Origin of the sequence: Vibrio sp. 1727, assembly GCF_033344415.1 — a bacterium.
Lineage (GTDB): Bacteria > Pseudomonadota > Gammaproteobacteria > Enterobacterales > Vibrionaceae > Vibrio > Vibrio alginolyticus.
In genome coordinates, this window is record NZ_JAWPOT010000023.1 from 47044 (window position 1) to 65486 (window position 18443).

At 42.5% G+C, this 18443-nt stretch carries 17 protein-coding genes and 1 tRNA gene; 9 read left to right on the plus strand and 9 right to left on the minus strand.

Annotation, left to right across the window (positions count from 1 at the left end; genetic code table 11):
- Positions 1–30 precede the first annotated feature (30 nt).
- Positions 31–1251 carry an arginine deiminase gene (gene arcA / locus R8O10_RS19665; protein ID WP_005381082.1) on the minus strand — a complete coding sequence of 407 codons (1221 nt, stop codon included), beginning with the start codon at positions 1249–1251 and terminating at the stop codon, positions 31–33.
- Positions 1252–1834: 583 nt separating this feature from the next.
- Here arcA and rraB point away from each other — a divergent pair.
- On the plus strand, positions 1835–2248 hold the full coding sequence (gene rraB / locus R8O10_RS19670; RefSeq protein ID WP_005381081.1) for a ribonuclease E inhibitor RraB: 414 nt from the start codon (positions 1835–1837) through the stop codon (positions 2246–2248).
- Positions 2249–2402: 154 nt separating this feature from the next.
- Positions 2403–3203, plus strand: coding sequence for a glycosyl hydrolase 2 galactose-binding domain-containing protein (locus R8O10_RS19675; protein WP_033906208.1), 801 nt, complete (start codon positions 2403–2405; stop codon positions 3201–3203).
- A 19-nt stretch (positions 3204–3222) separates the two neighbouring features.
- On the opposite strand, the gene R8O10_RS19680 is transcribed toward R8O10_RS19675, so the two are convergent.
- From R8O10_RS19680 to pepA, 5 genes are all read right to left on the minus strand, one after another.
- On the minus strand, positions 3223–4128 hold the full coding sequence (locus R8O10_RS19680) for a bifunctional helix-turn-helix transcriptional regulator/GNAT family N-acetyltransferase (protein ID WP_318191664.1): 906 nt from the start codon (positions 4126–4128) through the stop codon (positions 3223–3225).
- A 115-nt stretch (positions 4129–4243) separates the two neighbouring features.
- Positions 4244–4648: a DUF2061 domain-containing protein gene (locus R8O10_RS19685; protein ID WP_005381078.1), complete on the minus strand. Its 405-nt coding sequence runs from the start codon at positions 4646–4648 to the stop codon at positions 4244–4246.
- 203 nt (positions 4649–4851) lie between these two features.
- The gene (locus R8O10_RS19690) at positions 4852–7710 is read right to left on the minus strand and encodes a valine--tRNA ligase (RefSeq protein WP_186584637.1); all 2859 of its coding nucleotides are present in this window, start codon (positions 7708–7710) and stop codon (positions 4852–4854) included.
- Between the two features lie 96 nt (positions 7711–7806).
- A complete protein-coding gene (locus R8O10_RS19695; protein ID WP_031777270.1) occupies positions 7807–8256 on the minus strand; it encodes a DNA polymerase III subunit chi in 450 nt (149 codons plus the stop codon).
- Between the two features lie 115 nt (positions 8257–8371).
- Positions 8372–9880 carry a leucyl aminopeptidase gene (gene pepA / locus R8O10_RS19700; protein WP_005381073.1) on the minus strand — a complete coding sequence of 503 codons (1509 nt, stop codon included), beginning with the start codon at positions 9878–9880 and terminating at the stop codon, positions 8372–8374.
- Positions 9881–10080: 200 nt separating this feature from the next.
- Here pepA and lptF point away from each other — a divergent pair, with 200 nt between their 5' ends.
- Both lptF and lptG read left to right on the plus strand, forming a co-directional pair.
- Positions 10081–11181 carry an LPS export ABC transporter permease LptF gene (lptF, locus tag R8O10_RS19705; RefSeq protein ID WP_318191665.1) on the plus strand — a complete coding sequence of 367 codons (1101 nt, stop codon included), beginning with the start codon at positions 10081–10083 and terminating at the stop codon, positions 11179–11181.
- 3 nt (positions 11182–11184) lie between these two features.
- Positions 11185–12255 (plus strand): LPS export ABC transporter permease LptG, encoded by a 1071-nt coding sequence (lptG, locus tag R8O10_RS19710; RefSeq protein ID WP_005381071.1) that lies wholly within the window; start codon positions 11185–11187, stop codon positions 12253–12255.
- An 87-nt stretch (positions 12256–12342) separates the two neighbouring features.
- Here the strand turns inward: lptG and R8O10_RS19715 are convergent, their stop codons facing one another.
- Both R8O10_RS19715 and R8O10_RS19720 read right to left on the minus strand, forming a co-directional pair.
- Positions 12343–12822 (minus strand): RDD family protein, encoded by a 480-nt coding sequence (locus R8O10_RS19715; RefSeq protein WP_086047050.1) that lies wholly within the window; start codon positions 12820–12822, stop codon positions 12343–12345.
- 184 nt (positions 12823–13006) lie between these two features.
- Entirely contained in the window at positions 13007–14275 is a 1269-nt protein-coding gene (locus tag R8O10_RS19720; protein WP_005385537.1) for a DUF2254 domain-containing protein, read from the minus strand.
- Between the two features lie 227 nt (positions 14276–14502).
- Here R8O10_RS19720 and R8O10_RS19725 point away from each other — a divergent pair, with 227 nt between their 5' ends.
- The 4 genes from R8O10_RS19725 to R8O10_RS19740 all read left to right on the plus strand — a co-directional run bounded on the left by R8O10_RS19725 (position 14503) and on the right by R8O10_RS19740 (position 16465).
- On the plus strand, positions 14503–15168 hold the full coding sequence (locus R8O10_RS19725; RefSeq protein ID WP_318072043.1) for an SDR family NAD(P)-dependent oxidoreductase: 666 nt from the start codon (positions 14503–14505) through the stop codon (positions 15166–15168).
- Positions 15169–15497: 329 nt separating this feature from the next.
- Positions 15498–15582 (plus strand) — tRNA-Leu (locus R8O10_RS19730).
- Positions 15583–15755: 173 nt separating this feature from the next.
- The gene (locus R8O10_RS19735) at positions 15756–16202 is read left to right on the plus strand and encodes a hypothetical protein (protein WP_318191666.1); all 447 of its coding nucleotides are present in this window, start codon (positions 15756–15758) and stop codon (positions 16200–16202) included.
- A 17-nt stretch (positions 16203–16219) separates the two neighbouring features.
- A complete protein-coding gene (locus R8O10_RS19740) occupies positions 16220–16465 on the plus strand; it encodes a hypothetical protein (RefSeq protein ID WP_318191667.1) in 246 nt (81 codons plus the stop codon).
- 66 nt (positions 16466–16531) lie between these two features.
- On the opposite strand, the gene R8O10_RS19745 is transcribed toward R8O10_RS19740, so the two are convergent.
- Positions 16532–17212, minus strand: coding sequence for a hypothetical protein (locus R8O10_RS19745; RefSeq protein ID WP_318191668.1), 681 nt, complete (start codon positions 17210–17212; stop codon positions 16532–16534).
- 503 nt (positions 17213–17715) lie between these two features.
- On the opposite strand from R8O10_RS19745, the gene mobV reads away from it, so the two are divergent.
- Positions 17716–18417 carry a MobV family relaxase gene (gene mobV / locus R8O10_RS19750; RefSeq protein WP_318191669.1) on the plus strand — a complete coding sequence of 234 codons (702 nt, stop codon included), beginning with the start codon at positions 17716–17718 and terminating at the stop codon, positions 18415–18417.
- Positions 18418–18443: the final 26 nt, after the last annotated feature.

Genomic DNA, 18443 nt, shown 5'->3' on the forward strand with positions numbered 1-18443 from the left:
TGATTCACCTAATGTAAAGAGACGAGTAAGTTATATATCGTCTCGTTCTATTGGACAGCTCATACAGCGAGCGCCACCGCGACCACGACCAAGCTCGTTACCAGGTACTGTCAGTACTTTGATGCCAGCTTTATCGTATTTTTCGTTGGTGTATACGTTGCGTTCGTAACCAATTACTACGCCCGGTTTTACAGTTAGAACGTTATTGGCGTCATTCCATTGTTCGCGTTCCGCTTCATAGCTGTCGCCACCAGTGGTGATGATTTTCAGCTGATCTAAGCCAAGAGCGGACTCAATCGCGTGCAGATAGTTATGTGAGGCTTCAACATGCATTTCACCGTTGCCTTTTGGTGTTAAGCGCCATGTGTCGAGATCTTTGCGCATGATCTCAGGGTAGACAGAGAAAGTATCTACATCCATATGGGTCATCACTGTGTCTAAATGCATACATGAGCGGTGTTTAGGCAGATCAATTGCAATCACTTCGGTCGCTTGGCCTGCTTTAAATAGGCTCGCTGCAAGGTTCTCTACGCCTTGCGCGGTCGTACGCTCAGACATACCGATCAGAACTGCACCTTTACCAATAACCAACACATCACCGCCTTCGACATTAGCATTATCATAATGCAGATCATCGTCACCGAAGTATTTGATAAAATCTTGGCCAGCAAAAATTGGGTGCCAACGATAAATCGCACGTAGGTGGTTTGTTTCACGTTGACGTGCAGGCATCATCATCGGGTTAAGAGAAACGCCGCCATAAACCCAACATGAGGTATCACGAGTAAAGAGGTGATTAGGCAGTGGCTCAATAACAAAGTCGAGAGGACGCTTCATTTTTGGCAGCATAGAAGATGAGGAGATTGGTAGCTCTGAGTAAGCTAAGCCACCTAAAAAGATGCAGGCAAGATGTTCATCATCCATTTCTGAAAAGTATTGGCGTAGGTCTCGCGCAAATGTTGGCCCGTAGCGAAAGTCAGAAATCTGAGTGTTCAGCAGCCATTGTTTTGCTTCTGGAACGGCGAGGGTTTCGACCAGTAAATCGTGGAGGAGAAGCACTTCAACGTCTTGCTCGCGCAGCGTACGTGCGAATGCATCGTGCTCTTCACCTGCCGCTTCTACAGCAAGAACGTCATCAAATAGCAACTCATGACAGTTTGACGGAGTTAAGTGGGTTAGGGCGCGTTCAGGGCGATTTAATAGAACTCGTCGAAGTTGACCAACTTCTGATCCAACGTACAGCTTGCTCATTTTGTATCCTTACAAATTTTCCAGCCATTAGTTATGACAAGCTTCCTAGAAAGATGCAAGTTATCAAGCTTTGCTTATATTCTGGTGTTTCTGGTTTTGTGAGTTTTTTATTTTTATTTTGATTCTTATGAAATTTGTTATTAGATATAAATGCTATTTTACTAAAATTAGAGTGCGTGCGTTTTTATTCTAATTTTCCCGTTGAGAAAGAATACATGCACAGTGCATAAAACGTGCATTTTTATTCTAAATTATGCATTATTAAAGTGAATTTATTCGTTATGCTTCTTCGTTTTACACGTGAGTGTATTCAAGAAAGCATCATAAACACGCATAGAAAGAGAAAATAACCACATTAAGTGTCAATTAGGATGTTCTGAATATTAAAAAATGCCATTCTTTGTTAATTTTTTGTTTCTTTGTGTGGTCGGTTTAATATTTAGATTCAAATAACCGATAAGAATCGCAGTGGTATGATGTTTGTTTGTGGCTTTTCATCGCAATCCATGCCATATTTCACCGGATCAGCATACTCAGTATCGGGTATTGTGTTTCCATCAAGTAACTAATCTGGAGCCAAAACATGTCTCACGAAGATGAATATCTATCAGTAGAAGAATTAATTGAGATTCAAAAGGAAGAGACTCGCGATATCATTGCAGCATTGCTAGAAGATGGCAGCGATCCAGATTCGCTATACGAAATTGAGCACCACCTGTTTGCCGAAGATTTTGACACGCTAGAAAAAGCGGTAGTTGAAGCATTCAAGATGGGCTTTGAAGTTCTTGAAGCAGAAGAAACTGAAGATGAAGATGGTAACAAGTTGCTTTGCTGTGATGCGACTATGGAGTCCGCACTAGACGCAGAAGCGATTGATGCGCAAGTTGAAAAATTGATTCACTTGGCAGAAAAATACGACATCATCTATGACGGTTGGGGTACGTACTACGAAGGCGAAGATGCGCTTTACCCTGAAGAAGATGAAGACGACGAGTAATCAAAGCTCACTACTTTTGGAAAAACCAGCGTTTAACGCTGGTTTTTTTATTCCTTGAAAAACTGACGAATGTGGAGGCGATAAATAATTCACATTGAGTTTATAGGGGATTTCTCCCTATAATGCGTGAAAATTGATCTAGCTCAAGGTGTATATGCAACTCTCACTCGCCGGTTTATGGCAAGTCTCTCCACTGACGGACCTTTCTATCCCACAGGATGACATTACTTTCCCTGCTCCTTTGAGTCAGGTATTGCCAGCTGAACTGACAGAAGAAGCAATTCGTCAGCAAGAGTGGCACCTGATGCATGACATTGAAGTGGACGAATCCATGATGGCATTCCCAGCGGTAGAAATGGTGTTGGGTGGTGTGGATTACCATGCAGAAGTGCGTTTGAACGGAGTAGCATTGTTCGACTGTGACGGTTCTCAAAATGTCTACAAGAAAGACATTCGTCCGTTCATGCAAATGGGGCGTAACCGCTTTGAAATCTTGTTCTTAGAGGAAGAAGAGGATCTTCTGTTTGATGAAGATAAACCTGAGCTGTGCTCTCTGTCCGATCATGAATATAAAAAAAGTGATGAGCGCTTAGGGGTATGGCAAGAACCGTATCTGCAGTTCATTCGCAATGTACGTTTAGACCGCGTGGCAACCGAGCAGATTTGGCACCACGGTGGTGGTTGCGAGTTTAAAGTAGACTTGTACTATCAAACTTTTGCGCCGGGTTTAGTATCGGCATCGGTTAAGTTCAATGGCATGACTTACCATATTCCTATTGATGTCCGAGCGGAGCATGCGAGCGCTTTATTCCAGATCGAAGCGCCAAAGTATGCCGATCTTACTGATCCTGATCCAAGTGATCTCTACCAGTTGTCTGTTGAGTTGGATGGGCAGCACCAAAACTTCACTGTTGCCTTGAGCCAGGAGCTTTGTGTTACCCATGTTGTGCTTTAACGTCTAAAAATATTATCTATTACAGCATCTTAAGCATTACGACTTCACATGCATCATGCCCTGTTTGTCCAAGCGGGGCATCGAGATGCTCAAAGCCTAGCTTTTCATACAAGCTTACCGCTTCTCTCAGACATTCAGTTGTCTCTAAATAGCACTGCTGATACCCAAATTGTTTCGCCAATTGTAAGCTCAATGCGACGATGCGTTTGGCTAAACCGTGTCCTCGTGTTTGAGGTAAGAAGTACATCTTTTGTAGTTCACACACATTTGGCTCGCCAGCTAAAGGGGCAAAGCCACCGCCACCAACGATCTCTCCGCGATGTTCAATGACCCAATAGGCGGCCCCGAATTGATTGTAAACCGAATACATATCATCAAGCGTTGGATCGGCCACACCATAACCTTTGTCTGCGGTTAAGCCGTATTCTGCAGAGACTTTACGAATCACATCTGCGACTTGCGGGTTGTCTGCTTTAGTAAGAGGTCGAAGAACGTATTCCTCAGACTGACACACTTTTGTTAGCCCTTTTAGGTAATTCTCTAGACCAAGTTTGAGTTGCTCTTGCTCGCTGTCATCGAGTTGGGTAAGCAGTTGTTCAAAGAAGTGGTTTTGCTGTTGGTCCAGTTCTGATAACGCCTGTTGGCCTTGCTCTGTAATCGCTACGAGTTGACTACGTTTGTCTTTTGGGTTTTCGATGCTCTCGACCAAACCTAATTTAATCAAACCAGTAACGGTTCGGCTCGCGTTGGACTTGTCGACATTAAGCTGCTGTGCCAGCTGATTGATGGTCAATGGCTGCAATTGGATTTCACCCAATGCGTGCGCTTGCACTGGAGTGAGAGCGACATCGCCGCATTGTTTATCAAGCATACCAAGCAATCGGACGGCTTGACGGGAGTAGTGTCGAAGTTGACGAGCGTTCATTATCACTTACCTCTAAAAATAAGGTTGCGCACCGCAATTAAATTAATTGCGGTGCGCAACCTTGTCAATGGTAAATGTCATTTTTCTCGTTAGGAGACGTAGTGAGCCTCCATGTTTAAGCGTGGTGATGTAAACAAAACTGCGGTGCTGGAGCTTTTTCTGATGATTTACGCATCCATACTTTCTCGTGGAAGTAGTAAGCCACCGTGTTCAAACTCGGCTCTAGCATCGCCATTACGCCGCCGACAAATGCATCACCTGTTAGTAAGTAAACCACGGTAAAAGCGACGCTGAAGTGCACGGTCGCAAAGCTTGCGGTTTTTAATTTGGTCATCCACTGACGAGCTTTAAGTGCTGGGACTTTTGCCCATGCCTTTTCATGAAAGTAGAAGGCTACGGTGTTCACTGAAGGCTCAATCATGGCAATTAAACTACCAATTAGAATGTCGCCTGTGAGTACGTAAGCGACACTAAATGCGATAGTAAAATGCAGTGCTGCGAAAGTTAGTGTCTTTTTCATGATAATTACTCAATCGTGTTTGTTTCGATGAGCTTATTATCGATAATAATTCTCATTAATGCTAATGGGTAATGAGTATTGTTGTGATAGGGGGAAGCTATTGATGATGGTTTTGGTGAAATGTATACAAAAAAGGTTGGCCATGATGACCAACCTTTTGAACCAAAAAGTGAGAAGTGTTAATTCTTCTCTTTCACTGAGGCTTAAAGCGCAGCGATCGTTGTCTTCTGCTCTTCTAGCTTAGCTAGTGTCTCTTTGTAGCCTTCAAGCTTCTCACGCTCTTTAGCAACAACAGCTTCAGGTGCTTTCGCTACAAAGCCTTCGTTGCCCAGTTTGCCTTCGATACGCTTGATTTCGCCGTGCGTCTTCTTGATTTCGCCATCTAGACGAGCAAGCTCAGCATCTTTGTCGATCAGACCTGCCATTGGGATCATTAGCTCAGACTTAGCAACCAATGCTGTTGCACACGCTGGCGTTTCTTCGTCAGCAGCAAGTACGCGTACAGATTCTAGTTTCGCTAGAGACATTAGTACTTGTTTGTTTGCTTCTAGACGCGCAGCGTCTTCTGCGTTTGCTGCTTTCAGCATAACGTCAAGCGGCTTACCTGGGTTGATGTCGTATTCAGCACGTAGGTTACGGATGCTGGTAATAAACGCTTTCACCCATTCAATATCGTCTAGCGCTTCTTGGTTGAAGTTTGCTTCGTCGAATTGAGGCAGTGCTTGAAGCATGATTGTCTCGCCTTCAACACCTTCAACTAGTGGCTTGATGCTTTGCCAGATAGTTTCAGTGATGTAAGGAATCACTGGGTGAGCTAGACGCAGAGTCTTCTCAAGAACCGTGATTAGCGTACGGCGAGTACCACGCTGTTGCGCTTCAGTACCTTTCCATAGAACGGGTTTAGTTAGCTCTAGGTACCAGTCACAGAATTGGTTCCAGATGAATTCGTAAAGCGTGTTAGACGCCATATCTAGACGGAAGTTGTCGATATGGTTGTTGAACGCTTTCGCTGCAAGTTCGAACTGAGACTCGATCCACTTGTCTGCTAGTGAGTATTCAATCTCACCACCGTTGAAGCCACAATCTTGCTCTTCTGTGTTCATCATTACGTAACGGCTTGCGTTCCATAGTTTGTTACAGAAGTTACGGTAACCCTCAAGACGCTTCATATCCCAGTTGATATCACGACCTGTTGATGCCATTGCTGCAAGAGTGAAACGCAGTGCGTCTGTACCGTATGCTTCGATACCGTTTTCAAACGTCTTACGAGTGTTCTTCTCGATCTTCTTCGCTAGTTGAGGCTGCATCATGTTGCCACAACGCTTCTCTACGAGAGACTCTAGGTCGATACCATCGATCATGTCGATTGGATCAAGGACGTTACCTTTCGACTTAGACATCTTGTCGCCGTTTTCGTCACGGATTAGACCAGTAACGTAAACCGTCTTAAATGGTACTTGTGGCTTGCCGTTTTCGTCTTTCACGAAGTGCATGGTCATCATGATCATGCGCGCAACCCAGAAGAAGATGATGTCGAAACCAGTTACTAGTACGTCTGAAGGGTGGAATACTTTCAGATCGTCAGTTTGCTCTGGCCAACCTTGAGTACCGAACGTCCATAGTGCAGAAGAGAACCACGTATCCAGTACGTCTTCGTCTTGGTGAAGTTCAATGACTGACTCTAGGTTGTTGTTCTTACGAACTTCTTCTTCAGTGCGACCTACGTAAACATTACCTTGGTTGTCGTACCAAGCTGGGATGCGGTGACCCCACCATAGCTGACGAGAGATACACCAGTCTTGAACGTCACGCATCCAAGAGAAGTACATGTTTTCGTATTGCTTAGGAACGAATTGGATGTCGCCGTTTTCTACTGCTTCAACTGCGGTTTTCGCTAGAGGCGCAGTACGCACGTACCATTGGTCAGTTAGCATTGGTTCGATAACCACGCCACCACGGTCGCCGTAAGGAACTTGTAGATCGTGATCTTTCACTTCTTCAAGTAGGCCTAGCTCGTCGAATTCAGCAACGATAGCTTTACGAGCGGCAAAACGCTCCATACCGTGGTATTTAGCTGGTAGCTCAGTGCTGTAAGCGTCGCTTGCTTCGCCGTTAGTGTTGAATACTTCTGCTGAGTCGCGGATGTTCGCGTCGAAAGTCAGAATGTTGATCATTGGTAGCTGGTGGCGCTTACCTACTTCGTAGTCGTTGAAGTCGTGCGCAGGTGTGATTTTCACACAGCCAGTACCTTTTTCCATATCTGCGTGCTCATCGCCCACGATTGGGATGCGACGATCAACGATAGGAAGGATGATTTCTTTACCGATAAGATCTTTGTAACGTGGATCTTCTGGGTTAACTGCAACACCTGTATCGCCTAGCACGGTCTCTGGACGAGTCGTTGCAACAACGATGTAGTCTTTGCCATCCGCTGTTTTTGCGCCATCTGCTAGTGGGTAGCGGAAGTGCCACATGTTGCCTTTAGTGTCTTTGTTCTCTACTTCTAGATCTGAAATCGCTGTGTGTAGCTTTGGATCCCAGTTAACTAGACGCTTACCGCGGTAGATTAGATCGTCTTCGTATAGACGTACGAACACTTCTTGAACGGCGTTAGATAGACCATCGTCCATCGTGAAGCGTTCACGATCCCAGTCTACAGATGCGCCAAGACGACGAAGCTGCTTAGTGATAGTGCCGCCAGATTCGCCTTTCCATTCCCAGATTTTGTCGATAAAAGCTTCACGACCGTAATCGTGTTTTGTTTTGCCTTCTTCTGCAGCGATCTTACGCTCAACAACCATCTGAGTTGCGATACCAGCGTGGTCAGTACCTACTTGCCAAAGGGTGTTTTTACCCTTCATACGTTCACAACGGATAAGCGTATCCATGATCGTATCTTGGAACGCGTGGCCCATGTGTAGGCTACCAGTGACGTTCGGTGGCGGGATCATGATGCTGTATGATTCTTTAGTAGTGTCACCGTGTGGCTTAAAGTAGCCTTTCTCTTCCCAAGTCTGATACAGAGCTTGTTCGATTGAAGTTGGGTTGTATGTCTTTTCCATAGCGCTCTTTTAATGGATACGTTGATGGTTGAATCTTAGTCAATCTTTATAAGTGAGGGATCTTAACAAGATCGCCTTAACTATAAGGATTGACCGTTAAGGATATTGAATTTCGATCGTTTGCAGCTGGTAACCTGCTTGACGGTAAATTTTATATCTTTCTCTTGCGAGTTGTTTAGCTTTTTCTTCGCAGGGCACGAAGTCTACCACTTGAGCAAACTTGTTCGCAAAGGTTGTCTCATTTTCCGCCAAATTAATTACCAGCTGACGGTTCCAATTAGGTTTTACACCTTCATGGCCGATTTCAATGTTGGTGGCGTATTTCGGTCCCTCGCCTACGAGGTTATGTGCCATGAACTTGTCTGCATCAACTTGCCAAAAGGCTTCAGCGAGCTGCTCGGCGTGTGGTTTGTCTTGGCAGTTTAAATACACTTTAGCGCCTTGGCGAGCAAAGTGCTGAGCCAAAAACACGATGTATTCTTCAAAGCCAGCCACCGTTGCTTGCGGGCTCTCTTCGTTAATGATGTAGAAGGTTGCAGTTTGCATCATTCTCTCACTTGCCTTGGGTCTCTTCCTAAGACCATCTTAAGTCCCACTTTCATTTTAGAAAATTAGGATAATAAAAAAGGGCCTTGCGGCCCTTTTAGATTCTGTTCAGAAATTACTCTTCTGTCTCTTGGCCGCTGCGGTTCAAAAGGAATTGGACAAGCATTGAGACAGGACGGCCCGTTGAGCCTTTCGCTGCGCCTGATTTCCACGCGGTACCTGCGATATCGACGTGTGCCCAGTTGTACTTCTTCGCGAACTTAGATAAGAAGCAACCCGCAGTAATTGTGCCACCAGGGCGACCACCAATGTTTGCCATATCCGCAAACGGGCTCTTCAACTGTTCGTGGTACTCGTCTGCCATTGGTAGACGCCATGCACGGTCACTCGCTTGCTCAGAAGCGTTTACTAGCTCATGAGAAAGAGGGTTGTGGTTAGAGATTACGCCGCTGATATGGTGGCCTAGTGCGATAACACAAGCACCAGTTAGCGTTGCAACGTCAACCACGCAGTCTGGTTCGAAACGCTCTACGTAAGTCAGTGCGTCACAAAGAACAAGACGGCCTTCAGCATCCGTGTTCAGAACTTCTACAGTTTGACCAGACATGGTCGTTAGGATGTCACCTGGACGGTAAGCGTTGCTGCCAGGCATGTTTTCACAGCCCGCTAGAACACCAATAACGTTGATTGGTAGGTTTAGCTTCGCTAGCGCTTTCATTGTACCGAATACCGATGCCGCACCACACATGTCGTACTTCATCTCATCCATACCTTCACCCGGCTTTAGAGAGATACCGCCTGAGTCGAAGGTTAGACCTTTACCTACGAGCACAATCGGTTTTGCATCTGAGTCAGGGTTACCTTTGTACTCGATGATAGACATCATAGATTCGTTTTTAGAACCACGGCCTACTGCTAGGTAAGAGGTCATACCCAGTTTTTCCATCTCTTGCTCACCAATAATTTTGGTGGTTACGGTTTCGTAATCGTCCGCTAGACGACGAGCTTGAGAAGCAAGGTAAGCTGGATTAGCTACGTTTGGCGGCATGTTGCCAAGGTCTTTTGAGGCTTTGACACCTGATGCGATAGCAAGACCATGAGTGATTGCTTTTTCACCCAAGTTCAATTCACGACGCGTTGGTACGTTGAAAACAAGCTTGCGCAGTGGGCGGCGAGTCTCAGGTTTCACGCTCTTGAATTGATTAAATGTGTATAGACCATCTTTAGTCGCTTCTACAGCCTGGCGCACTTTCCAGTATGTATCACGACCCTTAACATGCAGTTCAGTTAGGAAACATACCGCTTCCATTGAGCCTGTCTCGTTAAGTGTGCTGATCGTCTTTTGAATGATTTCCTTGTACTGGCGCTCGCCAAGTTCACGCTCTTTGCCGCAACCGACAAGTAAAACGCGCTCTGACAAAACACCTGGTACTTGATGCAGTAGCAGCATCTGACCAGGTTTACCCTCTAGATCACCACGGCGAAGTAGTGAACTGATGTAACCGTCACTGATTTTATCAAGTTGTTCGGCTACTGGAGAAAGGCGACGTGGTTCAAACACACCAACAACGATACATGCGCTACGTTGTTTCTCTGGACTGCCACTTTTTACACTGAACTCCATGCGTACTCCTACATCCTGAAGACAAATTGCTCTAAATGTTAGATAATGATCGCTTACTTGTTGAATTTTAGCTCCAGGCTTACATGCAGAGCTGATTAAGCGACTAACATCTAGTTTATAATTTTTAAAAAAATAAATGGTTCAACGGGAAACTATAGTGATTCGACCAAAAAAACAAGTTTTGTATAGGTAATTTCAGCGTGATTATTGTTAGATATTTGATCCGCGAAACACTCAAGAGCCAATTTGCGATTTTTTTCGTACTTTTTTTGGTGTTTGTAAGCCAGAAATTCATAAGTGTTCTTGCTGATGCTTCTGATGGGGATATTCCTGCTGGATTGATTTTCTCGATTGTTGGTTTGAACATGCCAGCAATGGGTCTGTTAATGCTGCCTTTAAGTCTGTATATCGGCATATTGATCACATTTGGTCGTCTGTATGCAGAGAGCGAAGTTGTCGTAATGAACGCGACAGGTATTGGTAATAAATTCTTGGTTCAAGCGGCCTTATACCTAGCGTTGATTACTTCAGCGGTGGCGGCTTTCAATGCGTTGTGGCTATCGCCGTGGTCTCAAGACCGCGTTGAGCAGCTTTATGAGCAGGTAGCGTCAGAAAACAGCGTTGACCTACTTAAAAAAGGTCAGTTCCAAGGTACACCAGACGGTTCATCGGTTGTGTTCATCGATGACATTAAAGACAATACCTTGAGCAACGTTTTTGTTGCGCAGATGCGCCCTCGAGATTCAGTGTTACCGAGTGTGATGTTCTCATCTTCTGGTGAAGTAAAAGAGCTTTCGGACGGTCGTCAGATCATCACTATGAAAGAAGGTACGCGTTATGAAGGTGTGCCTACTCGCGTTGAATATATGATCACGAAATTCGATGAATACGAAGGTGTTATCGGCCAACGTGAGGTCAAAAAGAAAGGGCGAGACTGGGAAGCATACCCAACGGTTGACTTGATAGGTCACCCAGATCCAGAGGCGCAAGCGGAGCTACAATGGCGAATTTCGTTATTTGTGTGTATTCCACTCTTAACAATGCTCGTTATTCCTTTGTCTGCGGTGAATCCGCGTCAGGGACGGTTTGCCAAAATGGGGCCTGCGATTCTGATCTATCTAGCGTATTTCTTGGCGATCAGTGCAACCAAATCTGCATTAGAAGATGGTGACATCCCGGCTGCTATTGGTATGTGGCCAATCAATGCGATGTTGCTGATTGTTGCTATCATGGCGAATATGATGGACAGCGTTGCTGCTAGACGAATAAAAGACAAATTCCGCAAGAAGAGGCTCGCGTAAGCTGTGTTCAAAATCTTAGACCTTTACATCGGTAGAACCATCATCTCTACCACTGCCTTGGTTTTAGCGACGTTTGTTGGCTTATCGGGCATCATCAAATATGTAGAACAGCTACGTAAAGTAGGGCGAGGTGTGTACGACCTCACTCATGCGTTGTACTTTGTGTTACTCAGTGTGCCGCGTGATATCGAAATGTTCTTTCCAATGGCGGCATTACTCGGTGCCCTGATCGGCTTAGGTATGTTGGCTTCAAGCTCTGAGCTGGTGGTGATGCAAGCTGCTGGTTTCTCTAAGCTGGATATCGGGTTATCGGTACTAAAAACGGCCGTCCCGCTCATGATTGTCGTTATGGCGTTAGGTCAATGGGGCGCTCCTGAGGCCCAGAAGATGGCCCGTGACTTACGTGCGTTTGCGATATCAGGTGGTAGCATTGTGTCTGTGCGCTCAGGTGTGTGGGCTCGTGACGCAAACGACTTTATCTTTATCGGTAAAGTCGAAGACGACAAGCTTTATGCTTTAAATATGTGGCGTTTTGATGATGATAAGAATCTACAAAAAGTTATTTTCGCCGAAGAAGTCGACTACCAACAAGATAACAACTGGCTGATGCGCTACGTACAAATTACGGACATGGAAAATGAAAACGTAATTTCAAAGCAAGACATCGAACAGATGGAGTGGCACACCTCTTTGGCACCAGATAAGCTAGCTGTGGTGACCGTGAAGCCAGAAGAATTGTCACTGAGCGGTTTGTATGATTATGTGACTTACCTGAAAGCATCGGAACAAGATGCATCTCGCTATGAGTTGGCGTTTTGGCGTAAGTTGACTCAGCCGCTTTCAATTGCTGTGATGATGTTAATGGCGCTATCTTTTGTTTTCGGTCCACTCAGAAGCGTGACCATGGGGGCAAGGGTATTGTCGGGCGTGGTTGCCGGGTTTACTTTTTACATATCCAGTGAGTTCTTTGGTCCATTAAGCTTGGTGTATGGCATATCCCCAGTGTTTGGTGCTTTGGCCCCGAGTTTGGTGTTCTTAGCTATTGCGATTGCACTGCTACGAAGAAAGCTATAACTGAAGCATCATCGAATAAACCAAGTTTTACCGAACCAAATGTAAAAGGAAGGCATTACGCCTTCCTTTTTTGTGTTCCTAGACAAGTTAATTTGCCTTAGGTAATACAACAACCTCTGTTTTGGCCCAAATGTCGTGGAAACCACGTTTCTTCGGATCAATCGGCACAGTCAAATTTGCCAAGCCAAAGCCAGATGTCGAAATACGAATCAGAGCTTGAGTTACCGTAATTGGTGCTCCGTCTTTGGCATTGCGAACTCGAAGCTTCCAAGCGCGCATCCCAAGAGTTTGTCCTGCTCGCGTCCAGAAGAACACAAAGAAATATATCCACACACCCGCAAGATAAAGTGTAAATAGAGGGCTCAATACAGGGTGCTTTCCGAGCATATCTGCGGCATCTGCGTACTCGCCATAGCTCAACAATCCTGCTGCATTTAGTGCAAACAAAACGGCCATAACAATACCAGCGGCCATCATTTCAATTGCGATAATAATTAATGTGTCGTAAATCAACGCTGCAAGTCGACGAAAGAGACCAGCAGGTGGAAGAGTTGTAGACGTTGTCATTATTCCATCACTTACCTTAAAAATTGTGCGTCAGAATATAGATTCCCTCACCTAGAGAAAAGAGACCTAACGCACAGAGTCTTTAATTGTGTATAAACGAAGTGACTTTTCAGCCCTACGTTATCAGCACATGTCATGATACACGAGGCCGTGCAGCAATATGTTTCAACTGAATTCGACTCTCTTAACCATTGGCTTTTTGGTCTGTGACCAGATTAGATAGCTGAGAGAGTTGGTGTTTCTCATCTTCGGTATAATGTTGGCTTAATGAAAGCTCTAAAGCTTTTTCTGACAGCTTGATTGCTGGTGACAAAAATAACTTAGGGTGCATACTAGAGAGAGCTAGCAAGGCCTTTTGTAGGCGAATCTGTATTTGGAGTTGCGCTGCACCATCGTGTGCTATCGGCAAAAAGACATCATCAAACAAATCCTGGCAGCTCAATGCGGGCACAAATAGTCTAGGATATCGAGTTTTGGTAGGCGGCTCACTGAGTAGGTCTCCCCATAATGAAAGTGCTCGTACAGAACGCCCAAGAACGTCAATCGCGGTGCCATTATCATTTACAGCCGGAGATAGTGCTCGTGAGGCGATTTCCGCCATAACGACTAAACCAAAGCGAGGGTCCTGATCATATGAACGCTCCGTTCGAATCGTGAAGGCTGCCGTTACTTCGCTTTCGTCTGGCAATTCTCCACAAACCCAAGCCAATGGTTGACCTACGTACACAAAACTTCCCGGTTGTCGCTCAAGGTAGATGGTGCATTGGTTTGCTTCAGCAATACTATCGAGGTGATGCATATCAACATGCTGTAAGTAGCCAATTTCTTGGCTCAAAATAGGTTTACTTCCTCTGGGCTTATGCTCTGGGTGGCTCCATGGGTGAGCACCTAGCCAGCGCTCTTTGCCCCGTTTTCTTATCGCATCTAACAAGGCTTGCTCTACGTATGAAGTGGTTTCACTGACCCTTCCTAGTACGGAAAGGTGCTGAATCCAACGTAGCAGAGTGAGTATGATCATCACGATTACGGCGATAGTCACGATGAATAGATAAATTTGTGCTTGTTGATGATAGGCCCCAATACCTAGCGCGATAATTCCTACCAAACTAAATAGAAAAGAGCCAAGAAAGGTTGCTAAGGCATTTTGTGTTGTGCTGTCTTCCATCAACAGTTTTGTCGCTCGCGGCGTTACCCCTGCACTAGCGGCACTGTACGCTGAGACCATAATATTGAGAGAGAATGTAGTCACTGCAAGCATGGAGGTTGCGAGGATATTTAATATGTTGTTCAACAAATCCTTGCTGACGTTGATGGCAGGGGGCAAAGTAATGAACTGGTTTAAAACAATCGACATTAAGGCGGTAGCAACAGCTAGTAATGCGTAGAGTGACGTCCGGACCCACAGTTTTCGTGTCATCTGTTTCAGTAACCACTGCCATTTTGACCCAGTCATTCTTTGCTCCTATTCAGTTCTCACTAGAAAGTCGATAGAAAATTCAGAAAGTTATTCTTGCTTAAGCATAGGTTAAATGCCCGTCGTTCTGCTTGATATTTCATGCATCACGAAAGTAAGAAAGCTGCTTGCTTCAAAGAATGGTGCTCTTGAGGTGTGAATTACCACGATTCTGTTACCTTAATTGATAGATGAATTAAAAGTATGTGATTGAAAAGAGGTAGCGCATGATTGTAATTACAGGTGCAAGTAGCGGCTTAGGGGCGGAACTAGCAAAGCGTTATGATGCGGAAGGCAAAGAGACGTATGTAATAGGAAGAAATACAGAAAAACTATCCGCACTAGCAAAACAACTCTCTCATAACGTTGGTTATCAAGCTTGCAACCTCTCATTGCACCAAAATGTGAAACAGCTCTTTGATGGGGTGAAACAGTCCCCTGAAATGGTCATTCATAGTGCGGGAAGTGGTTATTTTGGCTTACTGGAAGAGCAGGAGCCGGAAGAGATTCAAAAGTTGATTGATAACAACCTGAATTCTGCGATTCATGTGCTAAGAGAGTTAGTAAAGCGTTACAAAGATCATCCAATAAAAGTGGTCATGATCATGTCCACAGCCGCGCAACAACCTAAAGCGCAAGAGTCTACGTATTGTGCAGTGAAATGGGCCGTCAAAGGATTAATTGAGTCGGTTCGTTTGGAGCTAAAAGGAAAACCTATGAAAATTATCGCGGTTTATCCTGGTGGAATGGATACGGAATTCTGGAAATCAAGCGGCAATACGATGGACACGAGTCACTTCATGCAAGCAGAAGATGCCGCAGAGATGCTCCATAATGCGTTGTCGAGCATTGGGAATGGTTATGTTTCTGATATTACAGTGAATAGAACTTAAAAAGAGTTTCGTATACTCATTTTCATCTGGAAGAGTAGTAGAAAATGGAGCGTACGTTTCTTATGAGTACAGCTTTGTCACACTTTGTGGCGAAATTATCAGCAAACGATAGTTATTTAAGGTATTTCTGCTTGCGCAGGTCAAAAGCTTACGTATAATGCCAACCATCAAAGGGCAATAGCCCAAAGATGCCGGTGTGGTGAAATTGGTATACACGACGGATTCAAAAGGCGTTGCGTTTCCAGTATTATCATGCTAAAGTGCATTTAAATCAATATCTTATATTGATTTCTCTATTCAAATAAAAGTTGTATAGGGTTGTATAAAAAGCCTGCGTGATGGAATTGGTAGACATGAGGGATTCAAAATCCCTTTCCTTCGGGAGTGGCGGTTCAAGTCCGCCCGCAGGTACCATCTTTCGAAAAGCCGCTCTCATAGCGGCTTTTTTTGTATCAATTATGTTGTTCTTCTAATGCTCAATTAATCTTTCTATTATTTAACATTGTATTGTACCTTTCTAATTATCTGACTAAGTTCACGAATTGTTCCAGTAATTTCATTTACCATGTAGCATTCAAGGAGTGAATATGAAGAAAATCGTGCTTGCAGGATTCTGCGCTATCATTATGTCTGGCTGTGCCACATCTCAAAAAATGCCAGAACAACATTACAAAGGTTTTAGTGAGTTTATTGGATACCTACATAAGTGTTTTGAGGCTGAGTTCATTGAGCCTAAAATGTTTGCCGAGACTAAAAACTCCTTTTCTTATGTGTTGAGTACTTGGAGCTACGATCAATATAAGCTTGAAAGTATGATCAGCAGTGAATATTCAAAAGCTTACGCTAATAAACAAAATTGCAGGCAGTTAGAAGCTCAGGCTTATCAAATGAATAGTAAAGTCGCTCAACATAGTTCGACAGTCAAAGCAAACGCACAAGCTAATCAACAAGCTTGGGATAATTTGACAAGAGATATATATAGAAATAAACCAATTTACTGTAATACTATTGGCACGATGACTACTTGCTTTTAAGTAAAAAAGGTATCCTTTTGGAAAATAAAATATTATTTGATAAAATATTTAAGAGAGATAATTATATAACACCTGATGAAGCTGAAATGTTAGATGATTTCTTACTGGACTTTAAATATTCGACATTGAAAAATGAACAACTTCAAATTATTGATGATTATCTTAGTTGCCGCATTTTAATGTTAAATACAAATAACCCTTCCTATAAGAAAACTAAAGATTTAATTGTTCTTAGTGAAATGATTAGAAATAATCATTTATAATTAATATTTAGTAAAACTTATGCGACTTGACTTACTTTTAAATAAGTTTGAAAGGAAGTCCGATTTTTAAAAAAAGTCGAAATCATCTGAAAAGTCTTGAAATGCTTCTTTTATTTTAATATTTTCCATTTTAAAATAAAATATTTTTTTACTTCTAAAATAATTAATATCTTTAATGAAGTTATATTTTAATAGTGTTTCCATAGCTGTATTTGCTGATTTTTGTTTTAACTTCTGACTTTTATCCTCAATACTTAACAATTTCGCTATATGCGAAAGGTGCAGATACTTAGCGTGTGGTCCCATACTCATTAAATACAGTGCGATTTTTTGAGAGTTAATTTTTAATCCTTTCAATAAGCAGGCATTAACAAAGAATGTATTGCTATTAGTATCAAAATAATCAGGTTTGATATTGTAAGTTAAAATCTCATTTTCTTTATCTAAAACAAAATATGAAAATATTTCATTATTAATTTGGTTTAAGAAATCCATTAGGTCATATTTTGATTCTCCTCTAAAAATCTTATATTTCTCTTGTAGCTCATTTATTCTTATTTCAATAGTTATATTTTCTTTTGTTCTGATTATTTCGTTATGAAGCAATATAGAAAATAGATAAAAATCTCTCGGTTTTTCAAATGATCTTATGAAGTTAGTATCTCTAACAGCATTTTGATTTAGCAAAATTATCAGCTTATTTTTTTCTATTTTTGGCAACTGTGGTAGTTCATTATATTTAGTCATAATATCCTCTTTTTGGAACTGTTGTGTAATACAACTATCATATATTCATTAAATGTAAATAGACAATTAAAAAGTATTTATTGGCACTGCGTGCGGATTATCAGAAAGGCGCATGGCGCAATTGGCTTTTAGTATTCTAAAAATAATAATAAATAAATACTTAAAGATATATTAGGTTGTTTTATTAATGACAAAATAATCTGATATTTTAAGTGATAATTCAATGTGTAGCTTTTTATTATGGAACGACTGCGGAATAATATTGGAACTATTGTGTGATGTGATTGGAACAGTTATGGAATGATATTGGAACGGTTGTGGATATCTACCTAATTGTGATTGTCAAAGCCCCAATATTTGACAATATTATAATATATGGTCATATGTTTAATGTATATACGAACAAACACGTTTGTATACTCACTATACAAACTTCGTTTGGTTCGCCCTACGGGATCAAACAATTAAATATTATTATTCTGAAAGTTATAAGGAGACTTTAAATGGAATTAAAAACAATATTAAGATTTGAAAAAATAAAAGATTATAATAATTTAAACTTATCAAACGCTCACGTATATAGGTATTTAGAAACACCGAATGCTAATCCAAAAATAAGTAATAAAAAATTACTTGGCTCAGGTAATGTCGTTAGGGACGTAAAATGCAAGTTTGAAAAAAATAATATAACCCCAAGAAAAAATGCAGTGCTTTGTATTGAGGCTGTATTAAGCCTCTCGCCTGATTTTTTCCAAAGTAATACCAATACAAAAGACTTTGCAATAAATGCCCGTAAATGGCTAATAAGCGAGTTTGGTGATAATCTTGTATCTGCTGTGTTGCACCTTGACGAAAAAACGCCACATATACACGCTCATATTGTTCCAATGACTGATGATGGTAGACTATCAGCCCGTGAACTTTTTAATAAAAGCACATTGCCTGATTATCAAAAGTCTTACCTGAACCAAATGAAAAAAATAGAAACTAAACTAAAATATAACCAAGGTTCTAAGGCAGAGCATACAAAACTAAAAGATTATTATTCTATGGTTAATAAAGAAATTGAAAATAACAAAGATTTAAAAGATAATATTTCAAAATTAGAAAACGAACTCGAAGAAAAAGAAGATCAAATATTCTTTATGGATAATAAGGCTTTGTTGCTTAAATCGATGGAACTAAATCAAAAAGATACGATCTGATCGGCTACACCCATCAAGCATCGTAG

Coding starts and splice junctions, on each gene's coding strand:
- R8O10_RS19720 (WP_005385537.1), bottom strand. CDS start 14,275: ATGACTGGGTCAAAATGGCAGTGGTTACTGAAACAGATGACACGAAAA.
- arcA (WP_005381082.1), bottom strand. CDS start 1,251: ATGAGCAAGCTGTACGTTGGATCAGAAGTTGGTCAACTTCGACGAGTT.
- R8O10_RS19735 (WP_318191666.1), top strand. CDS start 15,756: ATGAAGAAAATCGTGCTTGCAGGATTCTGCGCTATCATTATGTCTGGC.
- R8O10_RS19680 (WP_318191664.1), bottom strand. CDS start 4,128: ATGAACGCTCGTCAACTTCGACACTACTCCCGTCAAGCCGTCCGATTG.
- R8O10_RS19745 (WP_318191668.1), bottom strand. CDS start 17,212: ATGACTAAATATAATGAACTACCACAGTTGCCAAAAATAGAAAAAAAT.
- R8O10_RS19715 (WP_086047050.1), bottom strand. CDS start 12,822: ATGACAACGTCTACAACTCTTCCACCTGCTGGTCTCTTTCGTCGACTT.
- rraB (WP_005381081.1), top strand. CDS start 1,835: ATGTCTCACGAAGATGAATATCTATCAGTAGAAGAATTAATTGAGATT.
- pepA (WP_005381073.1), bottom strand. CDS start 9,880: ATGGAGTTCAGTGTAAAAAGTGGCAGTCCAGAGAAACAACGTAGCGCA.
- mobV (WP_318191669.1), top strand. CDS start 17,716: ATGGAATTAAAAACAATATTAAGATTTGAAAAAATAAAAGATTATAAT.
- R8O10_RS19725 (WP_318072043.1), top strand. CDS start 14,503: ATGATTGTAATTACAGGTGCAAGTAGCGGCTTAGGGGCGGAACTAGCA.
- R8O10_RS19690 (WP_186584637.1), bottom strand. CDS start 7,710: ATGGAAAAGACATACAACCCAACTTCAATCGAACAAGCTCTGTATCAG.
- R8O10_RS19675 (WP_033906208.1), top strand. CDS start 2,403: ATGCAACTCTCACTCGCCGGTTTATGGCAAGTCTCTCCACTGACGGAC.
- R8O10_RS19685 (WP_005381078.1), bottom strand. CDS start 4,648: ATGAAAAAGACACTAACTTTCGCAGCACTGCATTTTACTATCGCATTT.
- R8O10_RS19695 (WP_031777270.1), bottom strand. CDS start 8,256: ATGCAAACTGCAACCTTCTACATCATTAACGAAGAGAGCCCGCAAGCA.